The organism is Acinetobacter sp. AM, from assembly GCF_003105055.1.
In the GTDB taxonomy this organism is placed as follows: domain Bacteria; phylum Pseudomonadota; class Gammaproteobacteria; order Pseudomonadales; family Moraxellaceae; genus Acinetobacter; species Acinetobacter tibetensis.
Genome location: NZ_QETG01000005.1, coordinates 56,611 through 82,846 on the forward strand (window position 1 = coordinate 56,611; position 26,236 = coordinate 82,846).

Below are 26,236 nucleotides of genomic sequence, written 5' to 3' on the forward strand. Positions count from 1 at the left end.
GGTCAATTCCCTTGCCTATTTCTTGTAACGACGTAATCCAATCAGTCCCAATAAACCGAATAAACTGAATACCCCTGCACTCCCGCCCGAAGTTTTCACTTTACTGCTTTCCATTTGTCCAGCTGGTGCCTGAGAGACTTGCACTTTTATCTCTAAATAAGGGTTTTGAGAATCATTGAATCGTGTAGTTGTCGTGACTAAGCGAATCTTGAAAATATCAGCACCATGCCAGTTTCCATTCGGCTTATACTGAATGTTTCCTTGCTCATCTATGGTTAAAGTCCCTTTAGGCTGAGTAATTGTTGGAACGACCTGTAAGCATCCATCTTGCCAAGCACCACCCGCTGGATTCGCACCCAATAAGGCTTCACATTGATCTTTCGGTAAAAGCTCTCCATCCCCCAGCAAATCAGCAACCGACATTTTCGCAACTTCACCGTAATTGATATCATCCCCGATTAACGCGATTGTTGTTGGAAACACCAACTCAACAGCACCACGGTCACACAGGACATTATTTGAATCACGTACCTGCCCACGCTGATCACTTGATTCACATTCGACCCGTGCAGTATCAGAACCTGTAGCTTGTTTACCCTTATTAACGATTAAAGAATCACTCAAGTTTTGATAAGACACCAATAAGCGCGGCTTAAAGTAACCTAAAAAGTTACTCGTTCCCTGATTAAATGGACAGACTAAACTTTGTCGATCTAAATTTGCACTGCTACATTTTCCTTCAATTGTACTGCCCGCAACTAAAGCAGTTTGGGTCAAAATGTCATTCGGATACTCTGCTAATCCTTGTCCACACATCGCCGAAACTAAATTATTTTGTAAAATGCTCTGATCACCAGACTCAAATTTACAATCCTGCTGATTTGTAATTGGATACGGATTTCCCACCAAAATACTATTAGCCAAAAAAGCTTTGCCCTGTGGAGCAACAAATTGGATGCCTTGTGCGTTCCCAATCATGGTCAGGTTATTTAAGCCAATGCCATCACGTAAATTCAGCAAATAACCTTTATTCTGTAGAAAAGTACTGTTCTTAATAAAGTTTGCGACATTTAATATGGAGGTAGGCAACTGATCTGTATTAAATAATAACGATGAATAAATACCTGCCGATGTGGTACTTGTTGTCTCATTATTTCGAATAACGCTATTGAGAATTTTATAGGCAGGATGCTGGGTAAATAAAACTGCACCTTCATTCGCATAGTTCTTCTCCAACAAACTATTCTGAATGACAACTAAACTGTCCGTCGTATTCTCTATTGTTGAATTACCCACATTATAAATTGCCCCACCTTGAGCAGCATATCCCCCAGATAATACTGCATAACTTAATTGTAGATATTCATTGTTGTAAATCAGTCCACCTTGTTGAGCACATTGAACCTGACCACAACCTTGTAGACTGATTTCATACAGCACGACACTCAGTAGCTTCTCTTGTGAACCATCATCAATGCGCAAAATATTATCTTTCGCCTGCATTTGTAGCACAGCATTATTTTTACCTAAAACAGGCGTCTCATTAAAATCAGCCTCATAATTGGTTTTAATGGTTAATTCACGCTGAATGTTTAAGTGTGAATTGAGTTTATAAACTTTCTGCTTTTCTAATAAAATGACAGGACTTGCATCTTCCCCACCACAGCCAAAATATCCTTCTTTAGGCATATCTTGATTGATATAGTTCACCGCCTCTCGCAATGAACATTCTTTATCATCTTTAACAACATCTTCAGTGGTGGTGACACTAATATTTGCACTATAAGCATGCCCAGCTAGACATAACATTCCCACACCAATGCTCTGCTTGAGCATACATCTCTCCTTAATTTTTTAATTATCTTGTTTTTCTAGATTGCATCTTCTAAACAATTTCAATGCAATCTGATTGCAGTCCTTTTGCTGTACAGCCTAAAAGATGCCAATACAAATAAAATTGACTAAATTGCCAAATTCTTTGGGCATTAAAGCAACTACAGCACGATTGCACTGCATGTTTTCTGGGTTAAGATAAGATTTGAATGGTATTGGACACACTGAGGGTTCATGCTGATTTGCAGCATCCTGTTCTCCTTAACGTACATTTCTATTATTTTTCTATGCTCGCAAATCCCTGCGATGCAAATTTATCAGTACTTTGTCACAGCTTTTTAAATTACTCAAGTGCTTTTATCTGTTATTGATATTCATCGATTAAGGCATAAATTTGTCTTAAAGTGGCATGACTGAGTTTAGTTTTTTCGCCTTTAAGCAATTGAATTAACTGCTCTAAAGTTTGCAAAAGTATCGAAGCCTGCTGTGGACCATGTAACAGAAGATAATCAATAATTTGCTGATCAATATGAATGCCACGTCGGGCAAGCACAGAACTGACTAAAATTTGTCGATCTGCATATAAACTGCCAGTCGGAACTTTGACACTCACTGCTTGGGTTAATCGGGACTGCAAATCCGGTAATTCTAATTTCAATTCAATTGGTGCAAAGCGAGAGGAAAAAACCAGTTGTCCGCCAACTTCATTATTATAATTGATCAGGTGAAATACTGCTTTTTGCCAATGCGGGACACCACAAATCGCTTCGATATCATCAAGCGCAACCAAATCATAGCGCTCTAAAGAAGTAATCGCCTCCGTAGGCGCATCTAGTAGCTCTAATAACGAAACTTTAATCGCAGATTTACCCACATCCAAATAAGAATCACAAATCGCAGAGAGTAAATGGCTTTTGCCTGTTCCGGCACCACCATATACATAGAATCGATTCATTAAACCTGCATGTAGCTGACGAATTGCATCAATGACGTGACCCCAACCTGGACCAGAGAAATCACTGATTCGGGCATCAAGTTGGGGTTCAATATCTAATTGCAGTTGACGCATATTCGTGATTAAGCCTTATACGCTTTATGTTTTGGGTTCAATGTTACTCGATTTCTCAACAGTGTGCTGATCTTTCGAAGTTTGCTCTTTAATTTCAACATCAATATCCATTTGCGAAGTTTCTATACTAATAGAATTTGTTTCAGCAAAGGAAGTCACAACTGCTTGCGTACCATACAACTGACTCTGCTCATAACATTCTCGTGCGTGTTTAAGCAGCACAACAATCACCGCAGCCACAGGCAATGCAATTAACATTCCTAGGAATCCTGCCAATTGAGCACCTGCCAATACCGCAAAAACCACAGCGACGGGTGACAGACCAATCTTATCCCCCAACAAAAATGGTTGCAGAATGTAACCCTCTACGGCTTGACCAATCATAAATACTACACCAACCAAAGCCAACTGCATCCAATCAAGACCAAACTGGAAAAATGTCGCAATCACAGCCGCAATAATTCCAACGCCAAAGCCTAGATAAGGAATAATACTGGCCAAACCTGCCACCATACCAATAATCAGTCCAACTTCTAATCCAATTAATTGCAAACCAACTGCATAGACAATGCCGAGCAACAACATCACCAAAAACTGACCCTTCACAAATGCGCCCAGTACGCTATGACATTCACCCACAATTTTTAAAGTAGATTTTTCGTAAGGACGTGGAATAAGTCGACGCATACTATCGAGCATACGATCCCAATCTAAAAGGAAATAGAAAGCGATAATTGGAATAAGAACAACTGTACCCCCCACCTGAATAAAGCTCAGTCCAGACTGGGCAATTTTCAATACCATGGTTTGCAAGCTATCCGCACTATAATTGGTCTGAATATAATCCATGACGACCGTAGACAATTGATGTGTATCAATTTCCATCTGCACTAAATTAAAAGTATGCGACAACCAAGGTAAAAAGGTATCATTTAGCCAATGAATTCCTGCCGGAATACTACTTTTAGCATACATTAACTGCTGCCAAATCAAAGGCACCAAATAAGAAATTGCTAAAGTTAAAACAACACCAATTCCAATAAATACAATGCTAATAGACAACCAACGTGGCAATCCAATATGATGAAATTTTTCCACCAACGGATTAAACAAATAAGCGACTAAAAAGGCGACAATAAATGGGAGTACAACTGGCTTTAATAAATACAATACCCATAAAATAAGTACGATACCCGTAAGAATAAAAATGCGCCGTAAGGTTCGATCGACCATATTAGACCCGCCTTTTTCGATTTAATCGTTATAAAAAGTAAAATATTTAAGTAAAGATAGCATTTTAGAGCATAAATAACATAAGAGTTTCATTGATTCAGGTTATAATCCCCGCGCAAATGCGGAGACTTCACTATGAGCAACTCAACTTCTACCCCAAACACTGGTTTAAGCTATAAAGATGCAGGTGTCGATATTGAAGCGGGCGACGCACTTGTCGATCGAATCAAATCTGTCGCTAAGCGTACAACTCGCCCTGAAGTGATGGGCGGATTAGGTGGCTTTGGCGCACTATGTAAAATTCCTAAAGGCTATGAAGAGCCTGTTCTTGTATCTGGCACAGATGGTGTGGGTACAAAATTACGTTTAGCTTTGAACTTAAACCGTCATGACACAATTGGTCAAGACTTAGTTGCAATGTGCGTAAACGACCTTTTAGTGTGTGGTGCAGAACCATTATTCTTCCTCGACTACTATGCAACAGGTCACTTAAATGTTGATGTTGCTGCTGATGTCGTAACAGGTATTGGTAAAGGCTGTGAGCTTGCTGGCTGTGCATTGGTTGGTGGTGAAACTGCTGAAATGCCTGGCATGTATGAAGGCGAAGATTATGACCTTGCAGGTTTCTGTGTAGGTGTCGTTGAGCAAAGCAAAATCATTGATGGCTCTAAAGTAAAAGCTGGCGATATCTTAATTGGTGTTGCATCAAGCGGTGCTCATTCAAATGGCTACTCTCTGCTTCGCAAAATCTTAGACGTGAAAAACGTCGATCTTACTCAAATTGTAGATGGTCGCCCACTTGCTGATACAGCAATGGAACCCACTCGTATTTATGTAAAACCGCTTCTGGAACTTTGCAAACAAGTTGACGTACATGCTATGGCGCACATCACTGGTGGTGGTTTACCGGGTAATTTACCTCGCGTACTGCCAAATGGTGCTCAAGCGATTATTAATGAATCTTCTTGGGAATGGCCAGAATTGTTCAAACTTCTTCAAAAAGAAGGTGGTGTTGAACAGTTCGAGATGTACCGTACTTTCAACTGTGGCGTAGGTATGGTTATTGCTGTTGACGCAAATGATGCAGATAAAACCATTGCGCTTTTAACTGAACAAGGTGAAAAAGCTTGGGCTATGGGTCACATCGTAGACAACGCAGAATCTGTTGAAGGTGCTGACGAGAAAGTCCGCGTAATCTTTGCATAATGAAAATTGCTGTCCTTGTTTCAGGAAGTGGTAGTAACTTACAAGCCCTCATAGACGCCCGTCTATCAGGGCAAATTGTAGGTGTTATTTGCAACAAGCCTGAAGCGTACGCGCTAAAACGTGCTCAGCAAGCAGGCATTCAGACTGCTGTCATCCAACACAAACAATATCCAACTCGAGAAACATTTGATGATGTAATGCATCAACAGTTATTAGCTTGGAATGTTGATTTAGTGGTATTGGCAGGTTTCATGCGCATCCTAAGTGCTAAGTTTGTCCATGCATGGGAAGGGAAAATGCTCAACATTCACCCTTCTCTTTTGCCACACTATAAAGGTATGCATACCCACCAACGTGTATTAAATACTGGTGATGTGTATCATGGTTGTACCGTGCACTACGTCACCGCAGAGTTAGATGCTGGACAATCTTTGGCACAAGGTGTATTAAAAGTTGCTTGTCATGATGATGTCGAACAACTGGCGCAACGCGTGCATGAACTTGAGCACTTAATCTATCCTCAAGTAGTAGAATGGATCTGTACAGGTACGCTGCAATATCACAATGCCAATACCGTGATGTATCGCAATCAAGTTTTGAATAACCCTATTCAGTTTTGTAAACTGTAAAGAATAATATTCAAATAAAAAATGCATCCGAGGATGCATTTTTTATTTTCTGTTATTGCTGAATCAACTGCTTAATCAATTCTACCGTCGCTTCAGGGCGTTCCAGAGGGAACATATGCCCTCCTTCAACCACACTAAATGGGATACCCACTTTTTTCTTAGCAACTTGCGGAAAACCGTGTTTTAAAAACTCACTTTGATCCCCAACCACCAAATGCATCGGAACTTTAGGTTTCGACATAGGTAACCACCACCAAGATGGTGTATTACGAAATATTGCAACTTCAGCAGCTTTAGGAATGGTCAAGGTTACACCACCGCGCTCCGCATCTTCGGTTAAGGCATGATCTAAATAAGCCTGAAAGCACTCATCATCAAATTTTTGATATAGGCTTTTCGGTCGCAACATTTCACCTGCCTGTTCACGAGACTCCCAATGATCACGGCGGCGATTACTCAGACCTGCTGGTGTCATACGATCCACCAGTTTCGGTTGAAATAACTTCGCAGTGTGGAACAGTAAAGAGGCTTTACCCATAATCAGTGGTGGATCCAGCATAATCACTTGCTGAAATAATTCAGGACGCTTATATGCTGTCATCATGGTCAAAACAGAACCTAAAGAGTGCCCCAATCCAATGACTGGACGCCCATGGGCCTGACGTACAATACTGTCGGTCAACTGATCCACCAAGTGCGGCCAATGATTGGTCACAGGGTAACGTTGGTCAGTTCCGATAAGTGGAACATAGACAATATCGTAATCATCTCTAAGTAAATGAAAAAGCTTTTCATAAACTTTGGATGGCACACCATTGGCATGCGCAAAGTGGATCAGTGGTTTCATTGTAGTTTTGTCGTTTGCTCAGCTTGAACCTGTTGAGAAAGTGAAGTCGCAAAACCTTGCCCGATTGAGCTTCCCATACGCCCCAAAACAGAATCGAATGGATTATATTGAACGGTATAATCCACTGTTTTATCGATTTTCAAGTCACGTTTCAAGCTATTTAGACTACCTGTACGGTCAGCAATACCTAGCTTCACCGCTTGTTCGCCCGTCCAGAATAGTCCAGAGAAAATTACAGGATCTTGCGATTTCAATTTATTACCGCGACCTTTTTTGACCGCCTCAATAAAGTGATCATGTACATTGTCTAATACGGCTTGCACATGTGCCTTCTGTGCAGCATCAACAGGTTGCGTCATCGATAAAATTGCTTTGTTTTCACCTGAAGTCATCGTGCGGTCTTCCACACCCAACTTTTGCATCAACCCATTCACGCCATAATTTGGCATGATTACCCCAATAGAGCCGACTAAACTCGATGGATTAACAATAATTTCATCTGCCGCAGAGGCAATATAGTAAGCGCCTGATGCACCTGTATCACCAATAAGCGCATACAGTTTTTTATCTTTATGCTGTTGTTTTAAATATTGGATTTCTTGCCAAATTTCATCTGACTGGACTGGAGAGCCACCAGGTGAATTGATATTTAAGACAACGGCTTTACTATTGTTGTTCTCGAATGCTTTCTTCAAAGATTTGATGGTGTCTTCGCTATTCACACTTTGTTTATCAGCAGCAATTGTGCCAATAATATCAACCACTGCGATATGTGAACCTGTAGTCGAACTGACATCTGTAGGGGCAGTGCTACAGCTTTTACCTAAAATTACCAAGATAAAGAGAAGATAAGCAAAGGTCAGTAGCTTGAAGAATATGCTCCAACGACGTGCGCGGCGTTGCTCTTCAACTGAAGCCAATACGGCTTTCTCAAGAATTTGCCATTCTTTTCCTGACTGCTTTTCTAAATTTTGTTGTGTAGTATGACTTTCGTTTTGTGGTTTAGGTGGCCAATCGGACATTTAAGATGATCCAATAATGAATAAAATTACTCCCATTATATACATGCAGGCGCAATAAACTATTTAAACCCTGTATTTTCGCCTATAATAATTACTGTTTTATATTTCTTATCCCCATAATGTTTAGGCAATGACTGATAAAACTTCAAAAACAATGACAGATCGCGTACTCCAATTTGTAAGTCGACAGCCTATTCAAATTTCTCGAATGATTGCCCGTTCACTCGCAGGTTTAGTGAACGTATTAAAAATTTCTAAAACATCACAAACCATTCGTCTCAATCTTGAAATTGCCTTGCCTGAACTGACTGGCCAGCAACGTGAATTGATTATTAAACATGCCATTCGAAATGAACTCATATCCTATTTTGAGTTCTTTAGTATTTGGGGCTCAGAAAATCAGAAAAACATCTCGCGGATTCACTCAATTACTGGTGAACAGTATTTACACAATGCGCTGGCTGAGAAAAAAGGGGTGGTATTAATTGTCCCACATTTTGGAACTTGGGAAGTGATGAATGCTTGGGTCGCTCAATTTACCGAAATGACAATTCTCTATAAACCTGTAAAAAATCCAGCAGCCGATAATTTCGTACGAAGTGCGCGCAGCCGTGAACAAGCGAATCTGGTTCCGACTGATGAAACAGGTGTACGACAAATTTTTAAAGCATTAAAACAAGGTGGAACGACCGTTATTTTGCCCGACCACACTCCCAATGTTGGTGGGGAACTTATCCCTTTGTTTGGCTTACCCTTAGAGTCTAGTAACTTAAGTGCAAAACTGATTCAAAAAACCAAAGCTAAAGCATTGTTACTATATGCTATTCGTAATGATACGCATGGCTTTGACATGCATATAGAACCAATCTCTGATGAAATTTATCAGGGTACGGCAAATGATGGTACACGAATCATTCATCATGAAATTGAAAACCTGATTCAACGTTTTCCAGAACATTATCATTGGAGCTATAAGCGCTTTAAAGCCAATCCAGCGCTACGCAATCTCTATAACTTACCTCATGAACAAGCCATGCAGTTGGTTACCGACATTAGACAACAGCAGACTAACGACTCAGCCAACGCTGCTGATCACGATAAAAATGCAATTGCATTGTTTGATCCTGAGTCTGAATAAATTGAATACTGCCCTTATTGGCTGTGTTATAGAGTGGAATGTTGAGCTCCTTTAATCGCTGTTGTGTCAGTTGACTCGGATGCCCATAACGGTTATTAAATCCCGCAGAGGCAATCGCAACTTTGGGTTTAAATTGTTTTAAAAAATCATAAGCCGAACTGTTTTTACTGCCATGATGACCTAACACCAGAACATCTACTTTTAGATCTGGATAGTCCTTTAAAATCTGATACTCTGCTTCCCACCCTGCATCTCCCATAAGTAAAAAATTGGCATACGGTTGGGCATTTTGCACTTGAATATAGAGTACACAAGAAAGTTCATTTTGATTATTGGGTACTTCAGTTAATTGCTGTTGTTGTGGTGATAACACCTGAATCTTAACACCATCTAATTGCCATACTTGCCCTGAATGACAATAATTGAATTGAGACTCAGGCATTACTTGAACCTGCTCATTACTGTAAATCGTTTGAATAGGCAAAGTTGAACGTAAAGAAAAGTATGAGCCGCTATGATCTTGGTCTAAGTGAGTCAATACCAACTGATCTAAATTAGATATTCCCCTGCTATTTAAAAAAGGACGGATGAGTTGCTGTCCTACACTAAATTTCTGCTCATCATAATGACCACCCATATCAATCATCATCTGCTGATCGTGGTTTTGTAAGAAAACAGCTTGCCCTTGCCCAACGTCTAGAATTTGTAATTCAAAAGGATGTTGTGATTCATCCAGTATAAAAATTGGTAAAAAGCAGACAATACTCCAACTTTTGGGCACGACTCCTCGAGGTAGAAATAAAATAATCAACCCGAGAGCCAGACCAGACATCACTGTCCAGTTCATGGCAATATTTTGTACCGTTGAACCGAATATCTGATCGCCAGTATTTAAGATTGAAAGTAAAAAAGACAGACCAAGATCATTCAATTTAAATAACAGAATTCCTAAAGGAGGAATAACCCACAAACACAAGGTTGCAATAATGCTCAATGGAACAACAAGGAGACTCAACCACGGTAACGCCAGCAGATTGCTGAAAGGTGCAATCCAGACCACCTGTTGAAAAAAGATCAACATTAATGGCAAGAGCGCTAAAAATATTTTCCATTGCGATTCAAACAATATGCCGATGTATAATTTAAGCTGTGCATAGCGCGTTAGCGTTAATTGCTCAGGTTGCTGTTGTAGGGTCTGATAAATTCTTAACAATACTAAACAGGCGCAATAGGACAACCAAAAGGCAGCGGACAGAATACTAAATGGATCGAGAAATAGCAGAATTGCAGCGCTAAGAAGCAGTACTTGCAAGGCTTGTAATTTGAATTTCGATAAAATCAATACAGCAAGAATACAACTGGTTAACAGCGTTCGTAATGCAGGGATTTCAAACCCAACAAAAGCGCTATACAGCAATACCCCTATACAAAATGGAATGACCAATAAATAGGGTTTGGGATAACGCAAATACCAACTCGGTGCAAAACGGATAATCAACCGATGAATCGCCCAACATAACAATGCCGCAAAGATCAAAACATGGGGACCAGAAATTGCCAATAAATGACTCAGTCCCATACGTTTAAACAGCTCTTCAACTTCAGGACTCAACAGACTTTGGTCGCCCGTTAACAAAGCCAAAAGTAACCCTGAATGATGTAGTGATTGCTTTTGCAATGTATTTCGCAAAGTTAATCTTTGCTGCTCAATAGCCAATAATATTTTTGCAACCATACGCTGCTGCTGCCTTACATAGGACATCAACCCCATAGCATAAAGCTGTTGCTCGGTTAGCTTTTCTGCACTTTGCACCTGAAATGCAGACATGATGTTCTGCTGTAAAAACCATTTTTCCTGATCAAATGCACCTGTAATCGCATAACTATGTGCAGGTAACACTTTTCCTTGCAATCGGTAATATTGCCCCAATTCAAGCGAAGTGTCCGATGATGGACGGATATAAGCTAACCATTTTACAGGTTGCTTTCGATTATTCAGTACAACAATCTGTTGTTGAACATGATTGGATTGAAGCTGATTCAATGATTTTACGTGCACAACTACTTCGGCAGGTCTTGCAGTCAGTTCACGTAAAGATAGACGCTGTGTTAACGCACTGTCCGCATATAAATAAGCCAAATTAAAACTAAACAAGCACAACAAACTCCGCTGTATGAATCGAATCAATTGCAGATTGAGTTGTGGAAATTTAAAGAGAAGACCTTGAACAATCAGCCAAACGATTGCCAATAAAACACAAGTTTGACCTGTCAGCGCCCAAACTTTCCCCATTCCTGCTATACCCAGAATCCAAGCGATCAGTACGTAATACATCATTATTTTTCATATTGTTTTTATAAGTGCCGCACATCATAAAGCCCACCGAGGTGGGCTTCAAGTACAACAGAATAATTTAAATTTTATTGAGGGTCGGCCCAAAGCCCATCTTGCATATGCAAAATAGAATCTGCCGTTTGTGCCAATTGTTCATCATGGGTCACAATTAACATTGCCATATTAAATTCTTGCCGTAAATCGCTGAGTAATTCAAAAATTTTAACTGCAGTTTTCCGATCCAAATTACCTGTAGGCTCATCTGCCATCATTAAAGCTGGTTTTGCCACCAATGCACGTGCAAGCGCGACACGTTGGCGTTCTCCACCAGACAATTCGCCCGGCTTATGCGTTAAACGATGCGATAGCCCAACACGGTTTAATAAATATTCTGCCTGTGCTTTGACGTCTTTATAATTCGTCCCTTCACGCAACATTAAAGGCATCGCAACATTTTCTAAAGCAGAAAATTCAGGCAATAAATGATGGAACTGATACACAAAACCAAGATGCTGATTCCGTAAATAACCCCGTTCGGCTTCACCCATATGGTCAAAACGTTGACCATTGAGCCAGACTTGCCCTTCTGTAGGACGATCTAATCCACCCAACACATGCAGTAAGGTACTTTTACCCGAACCACTTGACCCCACAATTGAAATAAACTCACCTGCATGGACTGTTAAAGATAAGCCTTTAATCACTTCAACCGTTGATTTGCCATCCGTAAAATGTTTGACCACATTCTTGGCTTCTAATACCACGTTACTCATAACGTAAAGCCTCCGCAGGTTGAATTTTAGCAGCACGTAACGCTGGGTAAATCGTCGCTAAGAAACTCAAAATTAAAGAGAGGCTGACAATAACCACCACATCTTGCCATCTTAAATAGGATGGTAAGTAGTTAATGAAATAGGCATCAAATAAATGTAAACCGAGTGTAGTATTCACCCAATCAATAAAACCACTGATTCCTGTTGCCAAAATAATACCCAAAACTGCACCAGCTACAGTACCAATAACCCCAATAACGGTCCCCTGCACCATAAAAATCTTAGTAATGGTGGCAGGTGAAGCGCCGAGAGTTCGCAAAATTGCAATATCTGCCTTCTTGTCAGTCACCACCATCACCAGTGAAGAAACAATATTAAATGCTGCAACCAATACAATCAGGAACAACAATAGGCTGACCATTGCCTTTTCCATCTGAATCGCACTGAACAAATTACCATGCGTATACGTCCAATCAGAAGCATAATAGTTACCAGGCAATTCGCGTACAATATCATTACTCACTTGTGGGGCAGCAAAAATATCATCCAGCTTTAAGCGAATCCCTTGTGCACCATCGGGTAGGCGAAGAAGCGTTGAAGCATCATTTAGTGCGATGTAACCCATCATCGAGTCGACTTCCGCACCAATACTAAAAATACCGACAATTTTAAACCGCTTGAAGCGTGGCACCACACCTGCTGGTGAAGGTGTCGCTTCTGGCAAGACCAAGGTAACACTATCATTCAAACCCAAGCCCAACGCATCCGTTAACTGCTTGCCTAAAACGATACCGAACTCACCTTTTTTTAATTGATCGATATTACCTTCGACCATGTGGTCTTGAATAATAGAGACTTTTTTCTCGTATTTTGGCTCAATACCTGTCACCATAAGACCAGAAACCTGACCATGGGCAGTGATCATACCCTGCAACTGCGTAAAGGGTGCAACACCTTTAACATGCTCATGCTGTTCAACTTTTTTTGCAAGTTCGGGCCAATCTGTTAAAATTTGTGTTGATGAAACAGTGGCTTGAGGTATCATGCCTAGTACACGGTTTTTCAATTCTCGGTCAAACCCATTCATCACAGATAAAACTGTAATGAGGACAGCCACACCTAATGTGAGACCGATCATTGAAACCAGAGCAATAAAAGAAATAAAGTGGTTGCTACGCCGTGCGCGAGTATATCTTAGCCCGATGTACAGCGAGATTGGTTTAAACATACCATCTAGTCCGAGGTAATACATTATGGAAAATTTACAGCATCAAAGCGCCTCAGCGGAACGTCGCGTTATGTCACGTATCGATGCTGCCTTGCGAATTAATTATCAGATTATTTCTGATGACGTTGCTCTTAATGATCCTTACGATCCAAATTTTGTCTTGCCCCGCTATTTTCTACTACTCGCAGAATTAGATCAATTTGATCTGGCATTAAACTACGAATTAGAACAATTAACTGAAAAAGATCAACAAATTGCTCGAATATTATCCTTATTCAATCAAAAATTAAACCTGATTACAGGGTCTTTATACGATGCAATTGTACAGTCCATGTTACCTGTACCCGAACATGTCAATTTTTCAGAGAGCGGGTTTAGTTTCCATAGTGATCGTGAAATTCAGGAAGGTACTTATATCCATGTCACTTTAAGTCATCCAGAAAACTTCTTTCATATTGCTGCGACTGCGCAAGTGGTATATAGCCGTGATGAAGGGAAAGGAAAATACCGTACAGGCGCATATTTCATTACCCTACATCCGCAAGATCGGGTCAAACTGGCTGAATGTGTCAGCTTTGAACAATCTCCCGACTAGACTCATGGACTATCTGGATCGCTTTAATTTAAGAGCGAGTTCTTTGCTCGCTTTTAAATCTCGATAAAAATAGATAAATAAACCGAACAATAAAATGCCCGCCCCCACAAAAACCATGAATGACAACATTTCCTGATTCAGTATTGCCCCAATCAACATCGCCAAAATTGGCGTCATGACGGTGGTTAATGAAATTGTGGTCGGTTGTAAGTTTTGTACCAATTTAAAATAACAAAACATTGCAATCAGGGATGCCATGATCACGGTATACAACAATGCCAACACCGATTTCATTTGTGGCATATGGGTGGGTACATACTGCCAAATGAAAGGAATTAAACACGCTGCCGCAATAGTTGAAATCAGAATCGATCCTGCTGCTTGTGCAATTGGATTAATGGGTGCATTAACTTTTTTAACCCAGAACATCGATAAAGCATAAATAAATACGCTCATCAGCATCAATAGAATGCCAATCGGATGTACATGCTGCTGGCTGCCTGTAAAGCAAATAATCGCTAAACCTGACACCGAAATGGTCATGCCCATCCATTGCAGACGATGTAAATGCTGCTGAAAAGCAAAGCGACCTATCAGCCCTGCCATAATGGGAGCTAGGCCAAACATTAAGGCAATCATCCCCGATGATAAATATTGGGTCGCCATATAGGTAAAAATTTGCGAACCAATAAAACTCGCGGCACCTGCGAAATAGCTTTGTAAGCTCACGCGATCAAATGGCAGACGAACTTTAAGAACATAAACTAGTCCCAAAGCCAACGGCAATGCAATAAAAAAGCGCAACACCAAAGCCCACATTAAATGTAAATCAGAAACACTCCATACAATGGCTAAAGGCGTTGTGGCCCAAATGAATACCAATAATGCATAAGTAGACGCCAAATTGGCTTTGGATGGCATAGTCAATTCCACTTAAACGCTGGTTTTGCGCTTTTGCTTTTGAATAGTTTGATCAAGACTGCTCGAAAATTCGCGTTTATCACGTTCTGAAATTGGCGGTGGCCCACCAGTTTGTACGCCCGCCCCACGCAAGGTGTCCATAAAATCACGTAAATGTAAGCGTGCTTTGACATTGGCCGTCGTATAAATTTCACCCCGAGGATGAATCGCAATTCCCCCGTTCTCAATCACCTGAGCCGCCAAAGGAATATCTTGTGTCACCACAATGTCATTGGCTTGCATACGCGACACAATTTCTTGATCGGCTGCATCTGCACCACTCATCACTTGTATGGAGTTAATACGTACCGAAGGCGTAATCCCCACGTTTTGATTGGCGACAAAGGTCACTTCTAACTGATAGCGATCTGAAGCACGTAAAATGACTTCACGTAAAATTTTTGGTAATGCATCAGCATCAACCCAAAGTTTAAAAGGCAGCACAGGCATCTACGATATTAAAAAATTCCACTCAGTGTAGCAAAAAGACAAGCATTACTCTGCTGTTCATTTTAAATATACTTGAAAAGTATAATATTATTAAAAAAGTAAATGAAAACAACTCGTTTATTTAAAATCTGGATAGTCACAAATATACAACATGCTTTCCCTTCTCAGTCCAGATTCATCACTTAGTTTATATTTTTATCCTTATTTTCATTCAGATAGACTTGAAATCTTCAAATCACCCTCGATTAATAGATTAAAGCCACTGAACATTCAAAATTGTGCTTATGAAAAATCAAAACAGACCAGAAATGATCAGCATCGAAGATCAAAACTTCGGTAGCCATGTAGAGCATTGGAATCTGCTGACAGAAAATCCAACCACTGAAGTTCCCAAATGGTTAGGTCTGGCACTTGATGCACCCATTATGCCGATGGGACTTTGCCGTGAAGAATGTGATATGGATGCATCTGTATGGCTCATTCAAGGTCCGAGCAAAGAAAAAGTACAACTATGCCAAGTCATTGCGGTGGAAAACAACAAACCTAAAGCGGTTAAAACTGCTTTTCCAAGTTTTGAAAGCCCCTACAAAGTCAAAGCCTCAATTGAGCGTATTATTACTTGTGAATCCAATACTCAAGCCGTACTGCGTTTAAATTTAGGCGACAACAGCATTGTCTATGCCTTTGATAGCCTCTATAGCGTGAATCATGATCAATACCAAAAAGATCAAACCTACTTAGTCCAATTAAATGCATGGGCCTATGAATTAGAAGCCGTTTCTGAGCATGAGCAACTGGTTGTAGATGATCCAGCTTCAATTAAGCACCATCGTGCTTTGAACGATATTCTTGCAGCCAATGACGGCATTGCACCTGCTAACCTACAAGAACAAATCGATGCTTGGGAACCTAAGTGTGAGGATGACAAAGCACCTGTCACAGTAGATTTCTCCAAAATGGTTGCTTATTTGTATGGCGAAAAAATGGGGCAGGAAGATGAAGCTTGGTTCCAAGGTAATATTGTTGGCAAAACCAGCCTACAATTTATGGGACAAGAATATACACTCTACGATGTCACGCTCATTCATGATGAAAATCAAGAAGCCACGCTGATTCGTATTGCGACCAAAGATGATCAATATAAACATTTTAATATTGGTCAATACATTCGTGGCAATATTTGGGTTCAAGTGAGTATTCACTCAAAAAATTAGTTTTTTCATTAAGATAGCGTTAAAAGAACGGAATACAGATCATCATTACTTAATCATGATCTGTATTCCGTTCTTTCGTATTTATTCTCATCAAAAGCATAGTCTCATATTTCTACTTATATTTTATCCACATTTTTTATTTTAAGATTCTTTTTTAAATTCAAATAAAGTAAAGTTATCCACAGTTTTAAATTTATTTACCCATTCATTCAAATTAAAATAAAAAAATAAATTAAAACATAGAGTTATTATAATATTAATTAAATATACGATTTATCTAATATGGATGATTTATTTAAATTAAAAATAGAACTGATGTGCGAATTAACGCCAATTAGTACTTTATTTAGTCAAATTTTTGTGCTTATAATATGAACAAGCAATTGGATTTAACGATAATATAGATCGGAACGAAATATCTATGAAAATCGTACAAGAAGAAAATTTACAGCGCGTTGAAACACAACTTGAACAACGCTACCCACTTGATATGATGTCATGCATTTTTTTTATTTTTGGCATGATGTCATCGGCTTATATTCTGCACCAGTTTATTCTTTAATTTTACGCTTAAAATAAAAAACCCATCTTATTCAGATGGGTTTTTGCATATTGGGATTAACCATTACGTTTTACGAAGTCATCCATAAAGTTAACCAATGCTTGTACCCCTTCTAAAGGAACAGCATTATAAATACTTGCACGCATGCCTCCGACAGAGCGGTGACCTGCCAAATTCAACAAGTGGTTTTCTTCAGCTTCTTTCAGGAATAACTTTTCTAAGTCAGGATTTGCCAAAGTAAAGGGTACATTCATGATTGAACGGTTAGCTTCTACAATTGGGTTTGCATAGAAGTCGCTAGAATCAATATAGCCATAAAGTAATTGTGCTTTTTGTAGATTCACTTGATGCATGGCATCTACACCACCATTTTCAAGTAACCATTCAAACACTAAACCAGACAAATACCATGCATAAGTCGATGGGGTATTTACCATAGAATCGTTTTTAGCTTGAGCAGAATATTTCAACAAACTTGGAATTTCTGGTTTCGCCTGATCCAATAAATCTTCACGAATAATGACCAGTGTTAAACCTGCTGGACCAATATTTTTTTGTGCACCGGCATAAATCAAACCGAATTTAGACACATCTAACGGTGCAGATAATATGCTTGATGAAAAATCAGAGACCAATGGTTTATCTGTTTCTGGAATACCAGCAAATTGCAAACCGCCAATCGTTTCATTATCTGCATAATGCACATAAGCAGCATCGGCTGATAAATTCCATTGACTTTGTGGCGTAATTGCAAGTTTGCCGTCAATTTTTGTTCCAGCTTCTACAACATGAATATCGCCATAACGTTGTGCTTCTTGCAGTGCTTTTTCAGACCAAATACCCGTATGGATATAGTCAGCTTTATTATTTTTACCCAACAGGTTTAATGGAATGGCAGAAAACTGTAATGATGCCCCACCCTGTAAAAACAAAACTTTGTAATTTTCAGGAATGTTCATGAGCTTGCGTAAGTCTGCTTCTGCTTTTTCTGCAACCGCAACATAATCTTTACTACGGTGGCTCATTTCCATAATGGACAGCCCTTTGCCATGCCAATCCAACATCTCTTGTTGAGCTTTTTCTAAAACGGCAGTAGGTAATGCAGCAGGACCAGCACAGAAATTGTACGCGCGCATGATTTTTCCTTTCAGAGGTGAAACACAATAAAATGATGGCATTTAATCATATCTTGCTCAGGCTTGCAGTAAATTATCCTGAAAATATTTCAATGCTATCGGGTATTTAAAGTCAAAACTTCAATAAAGATGGATTATTTTTTAGGTGGAATGGCTTTGATAAATGATTCAACATTCACTAAGTAACTGACTATACGTACAATTAATACTGAAATCACCACCATTGCATGAATCAACATTGCAGTTATTAAATAACAGCCAAATTAAAAATAACGCTAAACATGAATTTTTTCTTTTTAGGCTCAGCAAGATGTTGTTCTTTTAAATCTTTCAATAATTTTTCATCATGTATATCAATCCAGTGAAGTGTAGATTGAGCATACAAATTTTGGCTAAACACCCCACGCTGAAATGCCAACCACATTTGTTTTGGTTTTAAGAAAAAACCCGTCAAAAGTGCTATTCAATTCTTGATGCCAAGTATGGGATGATTCAACATAGAACCCGTTCCCAACGCACAAGCACTGACCTCACCCTCACCAATTCTGCCAAGACGATAACCTGTTAAAATATGGTATAAGTCACGATATTTTAGACATTTAGGTCTTACTGCAATATTCAGAAGTGGTGCAAGCAACCATGATAAACATGAACCGTACAAAGCTCTCGTTCCGCTTGGATCGGAGCAAAACCATTATTTTGATAAAATAAATCTAATACTTGATAAATACTCATCTGGTCTAATTGTCTTGATGCTAGGCACTTGCAAATTGGGAACATATTCAGTTATTAGTATTTTTATCTATGTAATTTTTTAAAAGTTTAAATTTATCGTATTATCTATTTACTGGAAAATGAGTCTAGCATCTGCAACACTCAAAATGTAAACGCGCTCGTTTACACCGATAAAATAAAGATCTGTATAATTCATTACAACAACAATGCGAGTTTGATTAATGCCACAGCGTTTTCAATTAAAATCAAGAAAATTAACGCTTAGGATGAATCCTATTTTTCCTGGTTTTATTTGCTTATGCACGAGTGTGTTATTTCTTCACCCAAGTTATGCAAAATCCATCAGCTATATAGAAGCTGAACAAAGCATACTGACTCAATCCTATAGCACTCAAGCTGCTCAAGCCTTACAACAATCTGCTCAACTGCAAGCCGAAGCAGTGAAAGGACTCGGGCTCCCGCGTATAGATTTAAATGTACGTGCTTATGCCTTCCATAATGAAGTGGATGTACCGCTAAACTCCTTAAAAAACAATCTAGATAATACGCTTACTCAAGGCGTGAATAATCAAATTGATCAATGGCAAAATAATAGTGGGATACCCAGTGAATATACGGATGCTTTATCGACTCTAAAAGATGGTGTCGGCAACGTCATTGATCGTGGCGTTGGATTAATTCCCAATGAGACGACGATCAATTTGGATGACCAAGTTATACGCCCGACCGTTTCAGTATTTATGCCTTTATATACTGGCGGACTGACCACTAGCGCCAAACAAATGGCAAAAATTCAGTCCGAACGCAGTGTCATCAATAATAAACAGCAACAAGACCTTCAGCGTTTCGAAATTATTCAGGCTTATTTTAACTCGCAGCTACAAACACAATTATTAGCGGCAAGCCGTTTTAATACTCAAGCGATGCAAAGCCATTATCGAAATGCACTGAAATTAGAACAACAAGGCTTTATTAGCAAAGGACAACGGATGCAATTTGAAGTTGCTAAAAACAATGCTGAACGTTTAGCACAAAATGCCCAAGCCAACCTACAAGCCAGCTTGTTTCAGTTGAATAATCTCCTGCAAAGCAGTGAAATAACAGAATTAAGTACGCCTCTTTTTGTCAATACAACCCAAAATCATTCGATTAATCAATTATTAAAGAGTTACCCTGAACAATCCTCTCTGGTTCAAAAGCTGCAAAAGGACACCGAGCTTGCTGGGGTAAAAGTAAAAGCGGAATCGGCAGCCAAAAAACCGACTGTATTTGCCTTTGGTGAATACAGCTTAGATGAACATCAAAACTGGATTGTTGGTGTTGCCGCTCAGTACAATTTATTTTCAGGCATCGACAAACAAAAAAATATACAAGCTGCTGAATTACAAAGATACGCTTTACAGTTAACCACCCAGCGTACTAAACAAGAAATCGAAAATATGATTTATAAATCATATAGCGAGCTTGAAACCGCTCAACAAAGCCATGCTCTACTGCAACAGAACATGCAAGCTGCTCAAGAAAATTTACGCATTCAAACACTTTCCTTCAAAGAAGATATGGGCACAGCCACACAAGTAATTGATGCTCAAAATGCCATGACCGCTCTTAAATCTGAAATGGCACTAAATGCGTATAAATACGTCATGTCATTAGCCACTTTATTACAAAGCCACGGTTCTATCGCTGAGTTTCAAAGCTATGTAAATCAAAAAAATACGCAATATATTCGTTAACTTTAATGGGGAAACCACATGAATCAAGATCAATCAACACCTGATCAAGAACCTAATGCTTCCTCATTGGAGGAAAAAAATACAAGGAAAGCTGAAACTGATCTATCAGAGCAACTGACCGAAAATAACACTGGGACAGAAAATTCAGCAGAACACTTAAATGATGTCTCTGAAAAAGTGACTGATCCAACATCTAAAACTAAACTTCTGAAAAGCGTGGGTATTATCCTAGCCATCTTACTGCTTGGGTTAATTGCATTTGGTTTGTGGAAAAGCTACCAACCCAAGATGGTTGAAATACAAGGGAGAGTTGAAGCGGAAACCCTGCATATCAGTACCAAAATACCAAGCCGAATTGAAGAACTCTATGTACATGATGGTGAAAAAGTTCAAAAAAATCAGCCTCTCGTACGTTTGTATAGCCCAGAAATTGATGCTAAAAAGCAACAGACACTCGCTGCTTTGCAATCGGCTCTAGCACTGCAATCGACAGCTGATCGAGGCTCACAACAAGAGAATATTGATACCCTTTTTGCCAACTGGCAAGCAGTGAAAGCTCAACAAGACTTGGCACAAACAACCTACCAACGTGGAGCCAAACTCTTTCAGGAGGGTGTTATTTCGCGTCAGCGTCGTGATGAAATGCAGGCTGCTGCACAATCCGCTGCTCAGTTGACTGAAGCTGCCTACCAACAATATGCTCGGGCAAAACGCGGAAGTACAACCGAACAAAAATCCACAGCAGACGCACAGGTTGAAATCGCCAAAGCTGCTGTTGCGGAGGCGAATGCGCTAGATGCTGAAACAAAATTATTTTCACCCGTAAATGGTACAATTTCTAAAACCTACGGCAAAGTCTCTGAATTAGTCACGATAGGTGTGCCTGTCATGAGTATTATTTTAGATGATGAGCTGTGGGTGAGTTTAAATGTCCGTGAAGATCAGTATGCTCAGATCTATCAAGCCAAAACATTGGAAGGTTTTATTCCCGCTTTAAATAAAACTGCGCAATTTAAAATTGAGAATATTGATGCAGAGGGCGAGTTTGCGACTATAAAAACGACTCGACAAACGGGGGGTTACGACATACGTAGCTTTAAGCTCCACTTAACACCAAGCACACCCATTGCAGATCTTAAGGTTGGCATGAGTGTGATATTTAAAGTCAAAGAGCAATCCTGATGTGGGCTGGTCTCTGGCGTGAACTTCGCTATTTAGCCACACATAAATGGGACTTGTGTTTAGTTACACTCGCCCCGCTATGTGTGATTGTGCTATTTAGCTGCATGTTTGCGCAGGGAAAGCCTGAACATTTACCGATTGCGATTATTGATCAAGACCAGAGTAGTCTGAGTCGAAATATCAAAAAATATTTATCCAACAATCAAAGCTTGGCTATTTATACCGTAACGCCTGATTCCAATGAGGCTGAACGCCTACTGAATGAAACAAAAATTTGGGGCTATGTACTTATTCCAGAAGGTGCCGAACAACGGCTAGTTCAAGCGAAAGATGCAGAAATTGCACTCGCATTTAATCAAAGTTACTTCAGTATAGGAAATTCTATTTCTTCAGCCATGCTCAGCAGTACTGTGCAAGCCATGGCAAATTACATGGGACAAAATTATTTAGAAAATAATATTCCCTATTTAGACTTCCCTACCCCTAATGTGAAAATCTCGCCACTCTATAATCCGAGTCTCAGTTACGAATTTTATTTAGAACCTTTTGTCATTCCTGCTGTTCTACATTTATTGCTCTGTTGTTGTGTGGCTTTTTCCGTAGGTCAGGAATTTCAATTTAAGTCTGCAAAAAATTGGCTGAAATCTTCAACTATATGGACAGCATTACTCAGTAAAGTGCTTATTTATGTTCTTATTTTCAGTATTTGGACATGGTTGTGGATGTTCTGGCTCATAGAAATTCGAGGGTGGTTTGTGGCTGGTCAACTCTGGCTATTACTTCTAGCTCAGTTTTTATTTTATTTTGCCTATGCTTTAATTAGTGCAACTGTAGTATTAGCTACCCATAATTTGGCCAAAACTTTTGGCTTTATTGCGGTATATGGCGGTTCATCCTTAAGTTTTGCAGGTGTGACACTCCCCTTAAATAATGCCCCTGCATTTACCAAATTTTGGGCGAATATTATTCCATATACCCCTTATGCCAAGCTACAGACTGAACAATGGGTCATTGGTAGTCCTGTACAACTTTCATTCATCCCTTTAGCAATTCTGAGTTTTTATTGTCTCTTCTATTCGATAACTTCTTTCCTGTTATTAAAAAAGCGTAGTGTAGAGGTGCAGGAATGAAACAAAAATTGAAGTCATTTATTTTTTACTTTGTAAAAACATTCAAAGATATTGCAAAGAATAGCTCTATTCTCACGACGATGGTGCTTTCTATCTTCTTTTATAGTTTTTTCTACCCAACAGCCTACAAAGCACAACATGCTCAAGCTTTACCTATCATTATTGTGGACGAAGAACAAAGTACATTAACCGCCAGTATCATTAATGCAGCGAGTAACAGCCCAAATATTCAGGTTCGTGCTGTGACAGGAAATTTTGCTGAAGCGGAAACTTGGGTAAAGCAACAACGTGCCGATGGCATTTTACTATTACCTGATAATTTATCTAATAGTATTCATCGGGGTGAAGTTGGTGGGGTTGGATTATATTTAAGTGCTGCTTATTTTTTAAGAACTAAACAAATTGGTTTGGGATTGGCTACAGCCATTGAAAACACCTTAGCAGAACGCGCAGAAAAGTTTGGACAGATTTCACATTTTTCTCCCGTCCTTTCAATTCACCAAATTCCATTATTTAATACACTTTCAGGCTATGGCAGTTATATTTTTCCAGCGATTGCCCCATTAATTATTCATCAAACCATTGTATTGGGCTTATGTATGCTGGTTGCAGGTTATCGCAACTTAAATTGGCGGAGCAAAACAACTGAGTTTTGGGGATTATTTGCTGCTGCGCTAAGCATAGGTTGTTTGGGCTGCTTTTATTTATTTGGTTTTACCTTCTGGCTCTATGACTATCCACGTGGCGGAAATTTTTGGGGCATGCTGATTGCTGTCCCAATTTTTATAAGCAGTGTGATTGGGCTGAGTCTTGTCTTGGCTTCTTATCTTGATATTCCCGAACGTGCAGGCCATGTTATTGTCTTCACCTCTATCCCCCTATTTTTACTTTCGGGTACAGCATGGCCACATGCCGCTATGCCGCAATGGATGCAATACTTGGGTTCAGCCTTACCATCCACTCAAGCCATTCAAATGTTTATTCAATTGAATCAGATGGGTGTACCTACGCAAATGGTTATACCTAAGCTCATTTATCTGAGCGTTTTTGCGGGTGTCTGTTTAAGCTGGGCATATTATCGTTTATGTAACACACGCAACTAGTCACTTATTCATCATTTTTATTCTACAAACTAATGATGAATTTAAATACAATCGTATTATTAAATAAAACAGTCCAAACAATCACCAATCAACAATAATAAATTAAAAAAAGATCGCTCATTCTTCACAATAACTTCACAATAGCCACCTTCCATCTGCCAGCATTCTTCTTTTTTCATGCCACCGCATCTTGATGCAGCATAAGAGTTCTTGCAGATATTTTTTTGCCCCTAATTTTTTTTCTGAGCTAAGTATGAAAAAAATTAAGATAAGCCTTGCATGGCAAATTGTAATTGCACTCATTTTAGGTATACTTTTAGGCTCTTTTCTGCACTATTCTCCTGAATATCGTGATGCCTTTGTAACTAATTTATTGAGCCCACTCGGTTCAATATTTATTAGCCTCATCAAAATGATTGTAATCCCACTTGTGGTTTCAATGCTTATTCTAGGCATTGCAAATACAAGTCATGGGACCAATGTCGGTCGACTTGGTTTCAGAACTATTCTATATTTTGAAATCATTACAACCATTGCCATTATTGTTGGCTTGGTTGCTGCAAATGTATTCCAGCCAGGTGCTGGTATTGATATGTCGACGCTAACTCAAGTCGATATTTCTAAATATCAAGAAACCAGTCATGAAGTTAGCCAACATTCTCATGGTCTAGTACAAACCATTTTGTCGCTAATTCCACCGAACTTCTTTGCTGCATTAACTAGCGGTCAAATGCTACCGATTATTTTCTTCTCGGTATTGTTTGGTATTGGTTTAGGTTCTTTATCTAAAGAAACGAAACAACCGCTGATTCAGGTATTGCATGGTGTTTCTGAGACAATGTTCAAAGTTACACACATGATCATGAAGTTTGCGCCTTTAGGTGTATTCGGCTTAATCGCTGCGACCGTTGCAAACTTTGGTTTTAGCTCGTTACTTCCATTGGTAAAACTTGCAGTATTGGTTTATGCAGCTATTTTCTTCTTCACTTTTATTGTACTAGGGCTGGTTGCCAAAATTTGCGGATTCAGCATTTGGACCATCATCAAAATCTTAAAAGATGAATTGATTTTAGCTTACTCAACTGCCAGTTCAGAAACCGTACTTCCACGTATTATGGAAAAAATGGAAGCTTATGGCGCGCCAAAAACAATTACCAGTTTTGTTATTCCAATTGGCTATTCATTCAATTTGGATGGTTCAACACTGTATCAAAGTATTGCCGCGATTTTCATTGCTCAGCTCTATGGCATTGACTTAAGCTTGGGTCAGCAAATTATTTTAGTACTTACTTTAATGATTACCTCTAAAGGCATTGCAGGTGTACCTGGTGTTTCTTTCGTGGTGCTATTGGCGACTTTAGGCAGTGTTGGGATTCCACTTGAAGGTCTAGCATTTATTGCTGGTATTGACCGTATTTTAGATATGGCGCGTACTGCATTGAATGTCGTTGGTAACGCATTAGCTGTTCTTGTCATCAGTAAATGGGAAGGCCAATTCGATACGGAAAAGCAAAAGAACTACAATGTACAACTGAATGATACTTTGTAATTTAAATTGCATATAAAAAAGGACGCTGCGGCGTCCTTTTTTATTTAACATCGCTTTTGATTATTCAATTTTCTCGCCAAATACTGACACGCTAATGTCTCGAATTTTACTACTGCCATTGGGTTTATCAAAACTCACGTCATACTGTACTAAGTTTTTATCATAGGCATATTCATAGGTCACGGTATATTTACTTGGCTGATTGCTTTCATTCAGTAATTTTTTTGACACGATTTTCTTGGTTTTATAATTCTCTTGAGGCAAGCCACGTGCAAATTTTTGCATGTTTTTCTGATCACCTTGATAACGTGCTTGCAACTCAGATTCAAAATGCGTCATCAATTGGTCAAAATTCTGCGCACGTAAATCATCATAGGCCTCTTGTGCAACCTGTACTTGCTGTGGACTAGGATCTGGAATATTGGCCTGCTGTCCCAGTTTATCGCATCCACTGAACACCAATACCGATGCTAAAATCGCATATTTCATCTTCATCATCGTTCTTTTCCCATTATTTATGCAACAAATCATATAGAAAAAGGACGCCTAAGCGTCCTTTTTCTTTAGATCA

24 protein-coding genes are annotated in these 26,236 nt (G+C 39.3%); 11 read left to right on the plus strand and 13 right to left on the minus strand.

The window, feature by feature from the left end; translation table 11 throughout:
* Positions 1-15: 15 nt before the first annotated feature.
* From rbtA to cxpE, 3 genes are all read right to left on the minus strand, one after another.
* Positions 16-1,836, minus strand: a complete 1,821-nt coding sequence (gene rbtA / locus DCO44_RS04110) for a rhombotarget A (protein ID WP_116759339.1) — start codon at positions 1,834-1,836, stop codon at positions 16-18.
* A gap of 361 nt (positions 1,837-2,197) precedes the next feature.
* Positions 2,198-2,902 (minus strand): DnaA regulatory inactivator Hda, encoded by a 705-nt coding sequence (gene hda / locus DCO44_RS04115; RefSeq protein WP_016165940.1) that lies wholly within the window; start codon positions 2,900-2,902, stop codon positions 2,198-2,200.
* Positions 2,903-2,926: 24 nt separating this feature from the next.
* The gene (gene cxpE, locus DCO44_RS04120) at positions 2,927-4,135 is read right to left on the minus strand and encodes a chloramphenicol efflux transporter CxpE (protein ID WP_116759341.1); all 1,209 of its coding nucleotides are present in this window, start codon (positions 4,133-4,135) and stop codon (positions 2,927-2,929) included.
* Positions 4,136-4,270: 135 nt separating this feature from the next.
* Here cxpE and purM point away from each other — a divergent pair, with 135 nt between their 5' ends.
* Positions 4,271-5,341, plus strand: coding sequence for a phosphoribosylformylglycinamidine cyclo-ligase (gene purM, locus DCO44_RS04125; protein ID WP_116759343.1), 1,071 nt, complete (start codon positions 4,271-4,273; stop codon positions 5,339-5,341).
* Complete coding sequence (gene purN / locus DCO44_RS04130; protein WP_116759345.1) at positions 5,338-5,970, plus strand: phosphoribosylglycinamide formyltransferase; 633 nt, start codon at positions 5,338-5,340, stop codon at positions 5,968-5,970. Before purM ends, purN begins: the two co-directional genes overlap by 4 nt.
* Before the next feature lie 52 nt (positions 5,971-6,022).
* Here purN and DCO44_RS04135 read toward each other — a convergent pair whose 3' ends face one another.
* Both DCO44_RS04135 and sppA read right to left on the minus strand, forming a co-directional pair.
* Positions 6,023-6,817, minus strand: a complete 795-nt coding sequence (locus DCO44_RS04135) for an alpha/beta fold hydrolase (RefSeq protein WP_116759347.1) — start codon at positions 6,815-6,817, stop codon at positions 6,023-6,025.
* Positions 6,814-7,839, minus strand: a complete 1,026-nt coding sequence (gene sppA, locus DCO44_RS04140; protein WP_116759349.1) for a signal peptide peptidase SppA — start codon at positions 7,837-7,839, stop codon at positions 6,814-6,816. Before sppA ends, DCO44_RS04135 begins: the two co-directional genes overlap by 4 nt.
* Positions 7,840-7,969: 130 nt before the next feature.
* Between sppA and DCO44_RS04145 the strand changes: the two genes are divergently transcribed.
* Positions 7,970-8,977: a lysophospholipid acyltransferase family protein gene (locus DCO44_RS04145; protein ID WP_116759351.1), complete on the plus strand. Its 1,008-nt coding sequence runs from the start codon at positions 7,970-7,972 to the stop codon at positions 8,975-8,977.
* On the opposite strand, the gene DCO44_RS04150 is transcribed toward DCO44_RS04145, so the two are convergent.
* From DCO44_RS04150 to DCO44_RS04160, 3 genes are all read right to left on the minus strand, one after another.
* Complete coding sequence (locus tag DCO44_RS04150) at positions 8,907-11,315, minus strand: DNA internalization-related competence protein ComEC/Rec2 (RefSeq protein ID WP_116759353.1); 2,409 nt, start codon at positions 11,313-11,315, stop codon at positions 8,907-8,909. The genes DCO44_RS04145 and DCO44_RS04150 overlap by 71 nt on opposite strands.
* 83 nt (positions 11,316-11,398) lie before the next feature.
* A complete protein-coding gene (gene lolD, locus DCO44_RS04155; protein WP_116759355.1) occupies positions 11,399-12,085 on the minus strand; it encodes a lipoprotein-releasing ABC transporter ATP-binding protein LolD in 687 nt (228 codons plus the stop codon).
* Positions 12,078-13,313 carry a lipoprotein-releasing ABC transporter permease subunit gene (locus DCO44_RS04160; RefSeq protein ID WP_116759462.1) on the minus strand — a complete coding sequence of 412 codons (1,236 nt, stop codon included), beginning with the start codon at positions 13,311-13,313 and terminating at the stop codon, positions 12,078-12,080. The genes lolD and DCO44_RS04160 overlap by 8 nt, the downstream gene beginning before the upstream one ends.
* Before the next feature lie 25 nt (positions 13,314-13,338).
* On the opposite strand from DCO44_RS04160, the gene DCO44_RS04165 reads away from it, so the two are divergent.
* The gene (locus DCO44_RS04165) at positions 13,339-13,908 is read left to right on the plus strand and encodes a PilZ domain-containing protein (protein ID WP_116759358.1); all 570 of its coding nucleotides are present in this window, start codon (positions 13,339-13,341) and stop codon (positions 13,906-13,908) included.
* A gap of 9 nt (positions 13,909-13,917) precedes the next feature.
* On the opposite strand, the gene DCO44_RS04170 is transcribed toward DCO44_RS04165, so the two are convergent.
* A complete protein-coding gene (locus tag DCO44_RS04170) occupies positions 13,918-14,829 on the minus strand; it encodes a DMT family transporter (protein ID WP_116759360.1) in 912 nt (303 codons plus the stop codon).
* A 12-nt stretch (positions 14,830-14,841) separates the two neighbouring features.
* A complete protein-coding gene (locus DCO44_RS04175; RefSeq protein WP_171304933.1) occupies positions 14,842-15,318 on the minus strand; it encodes a YaiI/YqxD family protein in 477 nt (158 codons plus the stop codon).
* Between the two features lie 284 nt (positions 15,319-15,602).
* Here DCO44_RS04175 and DCO44_RS04180 point away from each other — a divergent pair, with 284 nt between their 5' ends.
* Both DCO44_RS04180 and DCO44_RS16590 read left to right on the plus strand, forming a co-directional pair.
* The gene (locus DCO44_RS04180; protein ID WP_116759362.1) at positions 15,603-16,532 is read left to right on the plus strand and encodes a hypothetical protein; all 930 of its coding nucleotides are present in this window, start codon (positions 15,603-15,605) and stop codon (positions 16,530-16,532) included.
* A gap of 421 nt (positions 16,533-16,953) precedes the next feature.
* On the plus strand, positions 16,954-17,094 hold the full coding sequence (locus DCO44_RS16590) for a hypothetical protein (RefSeq protein WP_165815681.1): 141 nt from the start codon (positions 16,954-16,956) through the stop codon (positions 17,092-17,094).
* A gap of 56 nt (positions 17,095-17,150) precedes the next feature.
* Here DCO44_RS16590 and serC read toward each other — a convergent pair whose 3' ends face one another.
* Together serC and DCO44_RS04190 are read right to left on the minus strand one after the other, a co-directional pair.
* On the minus strand, positions 17,151-18,230 hold the full coding sequence (serC, locus tag DCO44_RS04185; RefSeq protein ID WP_116759364.1) for a 3-phosphoserine/phosphohydroxythreonine transaminase: 1,080 nt from the start codon (positions 18,228-18,230) through the stop codon (positions 17,151-17,153).
* Between the two features lie 247 nt (positions 18,231-18,477).
* On the minus strand, positions 18,478-18,684 hold the full coding sequence (locus tag DCO44_RS04190; RefSeq protein ID WP_116759366.1) for a hypothetical protein: 207 nt from the start codon (positions 18,682-18,684) through the stop codon (positions 18,478-18,480).
* A gap of 547 nt (positions 18,685-19,231) precedes the next feature.
* On the opposite strand from DCO44_RS04190, the gene DCO44_RS04195 reads away from it, so the two are divergent.
* From DCO44_RS04195 to gltP, 5 genes are all read left to right on the plus strand, one after another.
* Positions 19,232-20,701 (plus strand): TolC family protein, encoded by a 1,470-nt coding sequence (locus DCO44_RS04195; protein WP_228157503.1) that lies wholly within the window; start codon positions 19,232-19,234, stop codon positions 20,699-20,701.
* Between the two features lie 18 nt (positions 20,702-20,719).
* The gene (locus tag DCO44_RS04200) at positions 20,720-21,883 is read left to right on the plus strand and encodes an HlyD family secretion protein (protein ID WP_116759370.1); all 1,164 of its coding nucleotides are present in this window, start codon (positions 20,720-20,722) and stop codon (positions 21,881-21,883) included.
* Positions 21,883-23,013: an ABC transporter permease gene (locus DCO44_RS04205; protein WP_116759372.1), complete on the plus strand. Its 1,131-nt coding sequence runs from the start codon at positions 21,883-21,885 to the stop codon at positions 23,011-23,013. Before DCO44_RS04200 ends, DCO44_RS04205 begins: the two co-directional genes overlap by 1 nt.
* Positions 23,010-24,116, plus strand: a complete 1,107-nt coding sequence (locus DCO44_RS04210) for an ABC transporter permease (RefSeq protein ID WP_171304934.1) — start codon at positions 23,010-23,012, stop codon at positions 24,114-24,116. The genes DCO44_RS04205 and DCO44_RS04210 overlap by 4 nt, the downstream gene beginning before the upstream one ends.
* A gap of 253 nt (positions 24,117-24,369) precedes the next feature.
* Positions 24,370-25,665 (plus strand): glutamate/aspartate:proton symporter GltP, encoded by a 1,296-nt coding sequence (gene gltP, locus DCO44_RS04215; protein WP_116759374.1) that lies wholly within the window; start codon positions 24,370-24,372, stop codon positions 25,663-25,665.
* A gap of 60 nt (positions 25,666-25,725) precedes the next feature.
* On the opposite strand, the gene DCO44_RS04220 is transcribed toward gltP, so the two are convergent.
* Positions 25,726-26,163, minus strand: a complete 438-nt coding sequence (locus DCO44_RS04220; RefSeq protein WP_228157504.1) for a DUF3887 domain-containing protein — start codon at positions 26,161-26,163, stop codon at positions 25,726-25,728.
* Between the last annotated feature and the right edge of the window lie 73 nt (positions 26,164-26,236).